This window comes from Cupriavidus sp. HMR-1, assembly GCF_000319775.1.
Taxonomy (GTDB): Bacteria; Pseudomonadota; Gammaproteobacteria; order Burkholderiales; family Burkholderiaceae; genus Cupriavidus; species Cupriavidus metallidurans.
Map to the genome: position 1 here is coordinate 1 of NZ_ANKP01000190.1, position 9895 is coordinate 9895.

Sequence of the window (9895 nt, forward strand, 5' to 3'; positions counted from 1 at the left end):
GCAGGGCGCCGCAGCGCTGGATCGTCGCATGGGTCGCGGTCTGGGGCGCGGCCGTCGTGGCCGCCGGCGTGGCCTGGTTCGGCCAACCAGTCGGCTATCAACTGATGGCCGTGGCGCTGGTGCTGATATTCGCGCTTGTCAACGGCATCTCGGTCGGCATGGTCGACCAGAATCCGATTTCGTCCGCGTTCGTGCTGACGGTGATCCTGATGGCGGCGGTGGGTTTGCGTCAGCCGCATGTCGGTTTGATTGCCGCAACCGTGCTGCTGGTCTCCACCGCGGAGGCGTGTGACATGCAGCAGGACCGTTCCACCGGCTGGCGCCTCGGCACCAATCGCATGATCCAGTTCGGCTATCAGGTCGCCGGCATCGTCGTGGGCGCGATCCTGGCGGTGCTGCTCGCGCGTCTGTTCATGGATGCCTATCCGGTTCTGCGACTGGATCAAACCACGCTGCCCGCCGATGCGCAGCCCGCGCGCTGGACATCGGCCATGACCTACAAGATCGTCGGTGCGCTGCGCAGCATGACCGAAGACAAGCCGTATCTGCGGCTGGCGGTATGGATCGGCCTGGGTATCGGGCTCGTCACCGAAGTCCTGCGCAAGCTGATAAGGGCGTCGGCGCGTTATCGCCGGTTCGCGGAGCAGAGCCGTGTCGGCAAGGGTTGCGATTTCCTTCTGGATGCCGTGTTGCTGCCGTCGCCGTATGCATCGTCCTTCGGCGGCTTCGTCAACTTGCCCGCCGCCGCGTGGATGGCGGCCGGTGGCGTGGTCGCCAGCCTGGTCGACAGTCGCGCGCAATCGTCATCGAAGGATGCGGCGCTGCCCGATGACATGAGCACGACGTCGCTGGTCGGTGGCGGACTGATCGCCGGCGATGCGCTGGCCGCGCTGGGGTTCGGCATCGCCGGCTTGCTGGCAGTCGTGCACTGATACAGCGGACTAGATCACCTGCAGCATTGCGTGTGGCGGCTTGCGCGCGAGCAACCCCGATAGTTTCTTTAGCGCCATCGAAAGCTGCGCGCGCTCCGCCACGCCGCCAAGCGATATACGGATGGCGTTGGGCGCATCGGCCCCATCGGAAAACGCATCCGATGCGGTCACCCGCAGGTGCTCGTCGCTGGCCGCGCGGCTGAATCCACTCGACGTCCAGTAGCTTGGCAACGGGTGCCACACATGGATGCCAGATTGCGGCGACTGGTCGGCACCGATCAGCCATTGCTGCGCGATCTGCTGCCGTGCCGCCGCTTCACTGCGAATGCCGTTCAGCAATGCCTCCGCGGACCCATCGCGAATCCACTGCGTGGCGAGCGCGGTGGCGATCGGCGACGCCATGAGGGTGATCGCGCGTAGCGCGGCCAGGATCGCCTCCTGCGTGTCGGCATCGGGCGCCACCACGTATGCGGTGCGCAATCCGGGGCTCAGGCATTTCGACAGGGTCGCGATATGAATCGTCTGCGCCGGCGCGAGTGCGGCCACCGGGGGCGGTGCGTCGGGCGTGAGCAGCCAGTACGGGTCGTCCTCGATGATCCGCGCGCCGCACTGGGTGGCCACCCGTGCGATGTCACGCCGACGGTGCTCGGGCATCGTGTGCGTGGTGGGATTCTGCAACGTCGGGTTCAGATAGATGAGCCGAATCGCGTGCGCACGGCAAGCGGCTTCGAGCGCATCGGGACGCATTCCGTCGCTATCTGTCGCCACCGTCACCACGCGCCGCCCCGTTTGCGCCGCCGCCGCGCGCAGCCCCGGATAGATCAGCGGCTCCGCTGCGATAACTGACCCCGGGTCGCTGAGGCAGAGGATCACTGCCGACAACGCCGATTGGGCACCGGGGCTGGCGATCACGCGTGAGGACGCTACCGTGCCGAGCATCGGCCCAAGCCACCGCGCACCGGCTTCGCGATCCGGCTGCGTGCCGCCGCCCAACTGGTAGGTCATCAACAGGCTGGCGTCCGCGTGCAGCGTCACCTGCGCCAACCCGCGCCGGAGCATGTCGTCGAAGTCGATGCCTTCCGGTGGTGGCGGCACGTTCATGCTCAGGTCCACAGTCTGGGCCAGTTCAAAGACCGGCGCCGCGACGAAGGTGCCGAGCGAGCCGCGTGGTTCGACTAGCCCACGGCGCCGAGCCTCGGCCAACGCCCGCGTCACCGTGGTCAGGTCCACGCCAAGCATTGCCGCCAGTTCTCGCTGAGGCGCCAGCCGGTCCCCGGGAGAGAGCCGCCCGTCTGCCATCGCGTGTTCGAGGAATCCCGCGATCTGCAGATAGCGCGGCCCGCCGGTCGGGCTGAACTCGCCGATCCAGGCGGGCTTGCCTGTCGATGCGGAAGTCTTTGTACGCACTGAAAAATCCGTCTTGTATGGATGTTGTCTTACCTTAGCATCCCGCGCACCTCAGGCCAATCCATACAAATACCCGGAATACGCCTGTGCCCCCATCAATAGGTGTCTGAAATGCGTGAGCGAGTTGCCGCCCCGGAGCATGTCCGCCGGCGAGTACCCATCCCCCCCAAAGTCCGCGCGTGGCTCTGCGTCGCGGCTCCCCTGATCCTCAGCGGTTGTTCCTACGATCTGCTCTCCCCGAGCGGCGCCGTAGGTGTGCAAACGCGCAACCTGATCGTGCTGTCCACCGCGCTGATGCTGCTGGTAGTCATCCCGGTCATCATCCTGACGCTGGTGTTCGCGTGGCGGTATCGCGAGACCAACACCAAGGCCGAGTACGCGCCGCGCTGGTCGCATTCGACCAAGATCGAGGTCGTCGTCTGGGGTATCCCGTGCGTGATCGTGGCGCTGCTCGGCATCATCATCTGGGACACCACACACAAGCTCGACCCGTTCCGGCCGCTCGAATCGAAGGTCGCGCCGATAGAGGTGGACGTTGTCGCGCTCGACTGGAAATGGCTGTTCATCTATCCGCAGTACGGCGTGGCATCGCTGAACGAGCTACCCGTGCCGGTCGGCACGCCCATCAACTTCCGCATCACGGCCGAATCGACGATGAATGCGCTGTTCATCCCGAAGCTCGGCAGCATGGTCTATGCGATGAGCGGGATGCAAACCAAGCTGCATCTGATCGCCGATGAAACCGGCGTGTTCGACGGCCGCTCCGCTGCCTACAGCGGCGCCGGCTTCTCCGACATGCATTTCCGGACGGTTGCCACCTCGCGCGAGGATTTCGATGCCTGGATCGCCCGCGCCCGCGCGTCCGGCAACGCGCTCGACGAACAGACCTACCGCGCGCTGAAGCAGCCCAGCAGCAAGGACCCGGTCACCATCTACGCAAACGTTTCGCCACGCCTCTTCCAGGGTGTCGTCGATCAATACATGGCCAGCTATGGCGACATCTGCCGCGCGGACAGCCCCGAGACGCTGCGCGCCGCACTGCCGCCGCTGCCCGACACCGTGGAGCAATAACCCATGTTCGGAAAACTCACTCTCGATGCCATCCCCATGCACGAGCCCATCATCATGGGCACGCTGGTGGTGGTACTGCTGGGCGGCGCCGCGCTGTTCGGCGCGATCACGTATCACCGCAAGTGGACCTACCTCTGGCGCGAGTGGATCTGCTCGGTGGACCACAAGCGCGTTGGCGTGATGTACATCATCATGGCGCTGGTCATGCTGCTGCGCGGCTTTGCCGACGCCATCATGATGCGCACGCAGCAGGCCATTGCCGTCGGCGAGACCGCCGGTTACCTGCCACCGCACCACTACGATCAGATCTTCACGGCGCACGGCGTGATCATGATCTTCTTCGTGGCCACGCCGTTCATCCTGGGCTTGATGAACGTGATCGTGCCGCTGCAGATCGGCGCGCGCGACGTGGCCTATCCGTTCGTCAACTCGCTGAGCTTCTGGCTCTCGGCCATTGGCGCGGTGCTGGTGATGATCTCGATGTTCGTTGGCGATTTCGCCGCCACCGGATGGGTGGCCTACCCACCGCTCAGCGGTCTTGAGTACAGTCCGACCGTTGGGGTGGATTACTACATCTGGGCGCTACAGATATCAGGGCTTGGCACCACGCTGACGGGCATCAACTTCATCGTCACGATTCTGCGGATGCGCGCGCCGGGCCTGACGCTGATGAAGATGCCGGTGTTCACGTGGACCGCGCTGATCACGAACATCCTGATCGTCGCCATCTTCCCGGTGCTCACCGCCACGCTGGCGCTGCTTACCGCCGACCGCTACCTGGACATGCATTTCTTCACCAGCGAGCTTGGCGGTAACGCGATGATGTACGTGAACCTGATCTGGATCTGGGGCCACCCCGAGGTCTACGTGCTGATCCTGCCGTGCTTCGGCGCGTTCTCGGAAATCATTGCCACGTTCTCGCGCAAGCCGCTGTTCGGCTACAAGTCGATGGTCTACGCGACGTCGTCGATTGGTGTGCTGTCGTTCTTCGTCTGGCTGCATCACTTCTTCACGATGGGCTCGGGCGCCAGCGTCAACGCGTTCTTCGGCATCATGACGTCGATCATCTCAATCCCGACCGGCGTGAAGCTGTTCAACTGGCTGTTCACGATGTATCGCGGCCGCATCCGCTTCCATTCGTCGACGCTGTGGACCATCGGCTTCATGGTGACGTTCGCGGTGGGCGGCATGACCGGCGTGCTGCTGGCCGTGCCGGGCGCGGACTTCGTGCTGCATAACAGCCTGTTCCTGATCGCCCACTTCCACAACGTGATCATCGGTGGCGTGGTCTTCGGCTGTCTGGCGGCCATGTCGTTCTGGTTCCCGAAGGTGTTCGGCTTCACGCTCAACGAGTTTTGGGGCAAGGTCGCGTTCTGGTGCTGGCTGATCGGCTTCTACCTGGCCTTCATGCCGCTGTACGCGCTGGGCCTGATGGGTATGACCCGCCGCATGAACCACTACACCAACCCCGAGTGGCAGCCGTACCTGATCGTCGCGCTGGTTGGCGCGTGCATCATCGGCGCCGGCATCCTGGCGATCCTGTGGCAGCTCTACGTCAGCGTGCGTGACCGCAACCAGAACCGTGACCTGACCGGCGATCCGTGGGATGGCCGCAGCCTGGAGTGGGCCACCGCCTCGCCCGCGCCGTTCTACAACTTCGCGCACGTGCCGAACATCACGTCGCTGGAGCAGCACTGGGAAGACAAGGATACCGGCCGCGCCTACGCGCAGCCCGCCAGGTACGAGGACATCCATATGCCGCGCAATACATCGGCCGGCTTCCTCGTCTCCGTGTTCGGCCTTGTGTTCTGCTTCGGCTTTGTCTGGCACATCTGGTGGATGGTCGGCTTCGGCCTGGCCGCGATGATCTTCACCTTCATCGCTCGCGCGTATGACCGCGACGTGGACTACTACGTCCCCGCCGCCGAAGTGGAACGCATCGAACGCGCGCGCTTCCAGCAACTGCAAGGCGCCAACTGATCATGACGACATCCCTGAAACTCCGGGCCGACGCAGCGCCCGGCATCCATGCGCCGGGCCATGCGTCCGACGCCCACGGCCATGACGCCGCCCACGGTCACGACGGTCACGACGACCACGTGGTGCAGTCGCGCACCACGCTGGGCTTCTGGCTCTATCTGATGAGTGACTGCCTGATCTTCGCGGTGCTGTTCGCGACGTTCGGCGTGCTGGTCAACAACACCGCAGGCGGCCCGGGCGGGCGCGAACTGTTCGACCTGCGCTTCGTGCTCGGCGAAACGATGCTGCTGCTGACCAGCAGCCTGACCTTCGGCGTGGCGATGATCAAGCTGCAGGACGGCAAGGCCAATCCGAACCAGGTCATCCGCTGGATGGTGCTGACGTTCGCGCTCGGCGCGGCGTTTGTCGGCATGGAGATCTTCGAGTTCATGGAACTGATTCACGAAGGGGCGGGCCCGGGCCGCAGCGCCTATCTGTCGGCGTTCTTCATGCTGGTGGGCACGCACGGCCTGCACGTCACGGCCGGGCTGCTCTGGATCATCGTGATGGTGCACCAGATCCAGGTGTTCGGCCTCGACGGCATCGTGCGTCGACGCCTGGCCTGCCTGAGCCTGTTCTGGCACTTCCTGGATCTCGTGTGGATCTGCGTTTTCTCCATCGTCTACCTGAGGACCTTCCTGTGAAGCCCACCAGCGTTACCGCTCACGAATCGTCGCACGGCAGCATTCGCAGCCATCTGATCGGCTACGGGCTGTCGGTGGTGCTGACCCTGGTGTCCTTCGGTGCCGTGATGAGTGGGGTACTGCCGCCGGGCTACGGGCTCGCGGTCATCGTCCTGCTCTGCATCGCGCAGTTGCTGGTGCAACTGGTCTTCTTCCTGCATCTGGGCCCGCGCAAGGGGCAGCGTGGCAACACGGCGATCTTCGCCTGCACGGTGTTCCTGATCGCCATCGTGGTGTCTGGCTCGCTGTGGGTCATGCACAACGCCAATCTGAACATGATGCCGATGCAGTCGATGCCGCTGCAGGCCAGCCCGAAGGGCTGAGCGAATCGAACCGATCCGGTTTGGGGAAGGCGTGGCGGCACAATGGGCGTTGTGCCGCCGCGCCCCTTTTTTATCCAGGCTTCAACTCGGCGGCGAGCCGTCCTTGAAGCACGCCTTGAGCTGACTGCGCAACTCTGGCGTGTCCTGATGCTCGTGCACCTGCACAGCGTGCTGGACCGCGGCTTCCAGCAGTTCCTCTTCGGTATCAGCACTGAGTGCCACCGTGCAATGCATCTGGCTGGGATAGTCGCGGCAATCGATGAATTTGCGTCCCATCGTTGCCTCCTGGCGCGAATGGTTCGTCGGGACGGGAACCTCGGGGGGCTCCCAGTGCGGAGGCCGGCTGCGCAGCATCCGCGAGTTCGGCTCCTCCTGCAGGCGTGGTCGTTGACGGGACACCGGCGCGGTTGGTCGATGTCATGTCCAGTATAGGGCGTGGCACGCATCGCCAAGCACGGCCCGGCGATTCACGCTAACCTGTCGCGGTTCCCATATTCCGCAGATCAGGAAAAGTCATGACTCAAGCACTCAGGATCGATTTTGTTTCCGATATCGCATGCCCATGGTGCGCCATTGGCCTGACGTCGCTCAAGCAGGCGCTGGAGCGTCTCGGGGACGAAGTGGAAGCCGAGATCGTCGTGCATCCCTTCGAACTGAATCCGGACATGCCGCCGGAAGGCCGCACCATCCTCGACTACGTCAGCACGAAATACGGCAGCACCGCCGAGCAGCTTGCCGAACGCCAGGTACAGATCCGCGAGCGCGGCGAGGCGGTGGGATTCGAGTTTGGCCCCCGGACGCATATCTACAACACGTTCGACGCGCATCGCGTGTTGCAGTGGGCCGGCACGCAGGGCAAGAAGCTGCCGCTCAAGCTGGCCTTGCTGAAGGCGTATCACGGCGCGGGCAAGGACCCGAGCAATCACGACGTGATCGTGGAGGCCGCGCAATCGGCGGGTCTCGATGGCGCGGAGGCGCGCCGCATTCTGGAAAGCGATGCCTATGCCGATGAAGTGCGCGCTGAAGTGGCGCAGTTCCAGTCGATGGGCATCAACTCGGTGCCATCGGTCATTTTCGACAACCGCTACCTCCTCACGGGCGGGCAACCGCCGGAAGCCTTCGAGCAGGTGATTCGCGAAGTGCTGGAAAAACGGCAGTCATGACGTGAACGTGGCCGCGTGCGGGGGGACCCGCACGCGGCCACGTTGCCTGCTGGACGTCGGGGGCGACTTTACTCGTGCCCCTTACTCGTGCCCCGTCACGAACTTCTTCGTCGAGTGATAGCCACGCTTGCTGGCATCGGCGACGGCATGACCGGCAGCCTTGGCGCCGTCGCCAATCGCAATCGCGGTCTCGTGCACCGCGTGTCCGGTCTTCTTGCCTGCCGCCTTGACGTCGGCCTTGAACTCACGGGCGCCTTCGGCCACGCTGGCGTTGGCCAGCGTGCTGAAGGCGACCAGCACGATCGCAACGAGGGAAGTTGCTGTCTTCATCAACGGTATCCCGACTCGGTCTCTGATGCGTGCATTGTAGTACCGTCCGATGCGTGTGACGTTCAGCGCGCACCGGCGCCCGGCTCCGTGATCGCGCTGTAGACCATCGTGCGCAGCTGGCGGCGCACGGGATAGGCCGACGACGGCAGGAGCTGGGTCAGGAAGAGGCCGATCAGGTCTTCCTCAGGATCGACCCAGAAGAACGTGCTGGCCGCGCCGCCCCAGAAGAAGTCTCCGGCGCTGCCGGGAATCAGCGTGGTGGCCGGCGTGAGCGTCGTGGCGAAGCCGAGTCCGAATCCGACGCCCTCGTAGGTGGCCTCGCTGAACATCGAACGGGACATACGAGGCAGATCCACACCGCCCGGCAGATGGTTGGCGGTCATCAGCGCCAGGGTCTTCGGACTTAGCAGGCGCGTGCCATCGAGTTCGCCACCCTGCAGCAACATGCGCGCGAAGCGCATGTAGTCCGCCGCCGTCGACACCAGACCACCGCCACCCGAGACAAAGCTGGGCGGCTTCAGGTAGGTGCTGGCCAGAGGATCGTCCTGGAGCATCGGCCCACGAGGCGAAATGACCTTCGAACCCAGCGCGCCGATGGCGTAGCACGCGCAGAAGCGCGATACCTTGTCCTCGGGTACGTGGAACGCGGTATCGACCATGCCCAGCGGATCGAAGATGCGTTCCTTCAGGAAGGTCTCGAACGGAATGCCGCTGATCTTGCCGACCAGGTAGCCCAGCACATCGGTCGATACCGAGTAGTTCCAGGCCTCGCCCGGCGAGAACTCGAGCGGCAGCGTGGCCAGCTTCTCGATCATGTCGTCGAGCGTGCCATCCGTGGCGATGTCGCCCAGCTTCAGCCTGCGATAGGCGGCATCGACATTGGTGTTCTGCTGGAAGCCGTAGGTCAGTCCAGAGGTGTGGCGCAGCAGGTCGACCACCTGCATCGGTCGTGCCGGCGCGCGCGTCTGGAAGCTCTCCATGAAGCCGCCGGTGAAGACGCCGAGGTTTTCCCATGCGGGGATGTACTTGCTGACCGGATCGTCCAGTGCGATCTTGCATTCCTCGAGCAGCATCATGATCGCCACCGAGGTGATCGGCTTGGTCATCGAGTAGATGCGGAAGATCGAGTCCTCGGCCAGCGGCACCTGCCGCTCGCGGTCGGCCTGGCCCAGCACCGAGTTCAACACCAGCTCGCCACGCCGCCACACCTGGGTCAGCGCGCACGGTAGCTTGCCGTTGGCGATATACGCTTCATTGATGAAACGATCGATCCGCCCCAGCCGCTCCCGGGACATCCCCTGCGTTTCCCTGCCTTGCATATCCATGGCTTCTCCTCGATCCGGCGTTCAGTTCAGTGCTGCATGTGCCGTGAAGGGTCAAGGATACCCCGGGATACGCGGATCCCGCTCAGTCGCCAGCCTTCTCCGGCGGCACGGCCTTGCCGAGCAGCTTGCCGAGCAGGCCAGTCTTGCCGGTCTCTGCGCGGCGGCCGCCCTTAGGCAGCGAGCCAGCCCGGTTGGCGCCGTACTGTTTCATGCTGTTGTTGATCTTCAGGCCCTTGTTCTTTTCCAGGTCGGTTTTCTTCACGGACGTCATCCCACTAGTTGAGCCCGGCATTGTACGCAGGTGGGCCGGCAAGCGGCTGGTTCGGGCCGTCTGGTGGCCTTGCGCGGGGGCATAACAATTCATTACAACGCCAGCATCCCGCCCGCATTATGCTCGCCGACCGTGACGATACGGGATGCGGAAGGATCGAATGAAAAGGGATTGCGGCGTTCGTGTGATGACGGCGGCATGGCTGCTTGTGGCAGCCAGTTCCGGTAACGCGCTGGCCCAGCATGTGGTGGGCGGCATGGGCGAGCCGGTGCGGATGGGGGCGTTCGACGCGCGCGGCCAGTTCGAAGCCCAGGCCATGCTGGCTGCGCCGGTGTCAGGCAAGGAGAAGGCGCGCGCCAGACCCACCGGCA

12 protein-coding genes are annotated in these 9895 nt (G+C 64.3%); 7 read left to right on the forward strand and 5 right to left on the reverse strand.

Translation table 11 applies throughout. The features are described from left to right. Positions 1–932 (forward strand): OPT/YSL family transporter (locus D769_RS19920; protein ID WP_008648798.1); only part of this gene is annotated, 932 nt, incomplete at its 5' end. A 9-nt stretch (positions 933–941) separates the two neighbouring features. Here the strand turns inward: D769_RS19920 and D769_RS19925 are convergent. After that, positions 942–2339 carry a PLP-dependent aminotransferase family protein gene (locus tag D769_RS19925; RefSeq protein ID WP_008648800.1) on the reverse strand — a complete coding sequence of 466 codons (1398 nt, stop codon included), beginning with the start codon at positions 2337–2339 and terminating at the stop codon, positions 942–944. 111 nt (positions 2340–2450) lie between these two features. Here D769_RS19925 and cyoA point away from each other — a divergent pair, with 111 nt between their 5' ends. The 4 genes from cyoA to cyoD are packed head-to-tail and all read left to right on the forward strand — an operon-like array spanning position 2451 to position 6435. Then, positions 2451–3410, forward strand: a complete 960-nt coding sequence (cyoA, locus tag D769_RS19930) for a ubiquinol oxidase subunit II (protein ID WP_035882918.1) — start codon at positions 2451–2453, stop codon at positions 3408–3410. A 3-nt stretch (positions 3411–3413) separates the two neighbouring features. Next, a complete protein-coding gene (cyoB, locus tag D769_RS19935) occupies positions 3414–5390 on the forward strand; it encodes a cytochrome o ubiquinol oxidase subunit I (RefSeq protein WP_008648804.1) in 1977 nt (658 codons plus the stop codon). A 2-nt stretch (positions 5391–5392) separates the two neighbouring features. Further along, entirely contained in the window at positions 5393–6073 is a 681-nt protein-coding gene (cyoC, locus tag D769_RS19940; protein WP_008648805.1) for a cytochrome o ubiquinol oxidase subunit III, read from the forward strand. Continuing rightward, on the forward strand, positions 6070–6435 hold the full coding sequence (cyoD, locus tag D769_RS19945; protein WP_008648806.1) for a cytochrome o ubiquinol oxidase subunit IV: 366 nt from the start codon (positions 6070–6072) through the stop codon (positions 6433–6435). The genes cyoC and cyoD overlap by 4 nt, the downstream gene beginning before the upstream one ends. Before the next feature lie 81 nt (positions 6436–6516). Here cyoD and D769_RS19950 read toward each other — a convergent pair whose 3' ends face one another. Continuing rightward, entirely contained in the window at positions 6517–6711 is a 195-nt protein-coding gene (locus D769_RS19950) for a DUF1059 domain-containing protein (RefSeq protein WP_008648807.1), read from the reverse strand. Positions 6712–6950: 239 nt separating this feature from the next. On the opposite strand from D769_RS19950, the gene D769_RS19955 reads away from it, so the two are divergent. After that, the gene (locus tag D769_RS19955) at positions 6951–7598 is read left to right on the forward strand and encodes a DsbA family oxidoreductase (RefSeq protein ID WP_008648808.1); all 648 of its coding nucleotides are present in this window, start codon (positions 6951–6953) and stop codon (positions 7596–7598) included. Positions 7599–7679: 81 nt separating this feature from the next. Here the strand turns inward: D769_RS19955 and D769_RS19960 are convergent, their stop codons facing one another. The 3 genes from D769_RS19960 to D769_RS19970 all read right to left on the reverse strand — a co-directional run bounded on the left by D769_RS19960 (position 7680) and on the right by D769_RS19970 (position 9524). Then, entirely contained in the window at positions 7680–7928 is a 249-nt protein-coding gene (locus D769_RS19960) for a hypothetical protein (RefSeq protein WP_008648818.1), read from the reverse strand. 62 nt (positions 7929–7990) lie between these two features. Beyond that, on the reverse strand, positions 7991–9253 hold the full coding sequence (locus tag D769_RS19965; RefSeq protein ID WP_008648819.1) for a serine hydrolase domain-containing protein: 1263 nt from the start codon (positions 9251–9253) through the stop codon (positions 7991–7993). A gap of 82 nt (positions 9254–9335) precedes the next feature. Continuing rightward, positions 9336–9524 (reverse strand): hypothetical protein, encoded by a 189-nt coding sequence (locus D769_RS19970; RefSeq protein WP_008648821.1) that lies wholly within the window; start codon positions 9522–9524, stop codon positions 9336–9338. Between the two features lie 160 nt (positions 9525–9684). On the opposite strand from D769_RS19970, the gene D769_RS19975 reads away from it, so the two are divergent. Further along, the coding region (locus tag D769_RS19975) for a hypothetical protein (RefSeq protein WP_040011151.1) at positions 9685–9895 on the forward strand (211 nt) is incomplete at its 3' end.

Coding starts and splice junctions, on each gene's coding strand:
- cyoB (WP_008648804.1), top strand. CDS start 3,414: ATGTTCGGAAAACTCACTCTCGATGCCATCCCCATGCACGAGCCCATC.
- D769_RS19950 (WP_008648807.1), bottom strand. CDS start 6,711: ATGGGACGCAAATTCATCGATTGCCGCGACTATCCCAGCCAGATGCAT.
- D769_RS19955 (WP_008648808.1), top strand. CDS start 6,951: ATGACTCAAGCACTCAGGATCGATTTTGTTTCCGATATCGCATGCCCA.
- D769_RS19960 (WP_008648818.1), bottom strand. CDS start 7,928: ATGAAGACAGCAACTTCCCTCGTTGCGATCGTGCTGGTCGCCTTCAGC.
- cyoA (WP_035882918.1), top strand. CDS start 2,451: ATGCGTGAGCGAGTTGCCGCCCCGGAGCATGTCCGCCGGCGAGTACCC.
- cyoC (WP_008648805.1), top strand. CDS start 5,393: ATGACGACATCCCTGAAACTCCGGGCCGACGCAGCGCCCGGCATCCAT.
- D769_RS19965 (WP_008648819.1), bottom strand. CDS start 9,253: ATGGATATGCAAGGCAGGGAAACGCAGGGGATGTCCCGGGAGCGGCTG.
- D769_RS19970 (WP_008648821.1), bottom strand. CDS start 9,524: ATGACGTCCGTGAAGAAAACCGACCTGGAAAAGAACAAGGGCCTGAAG.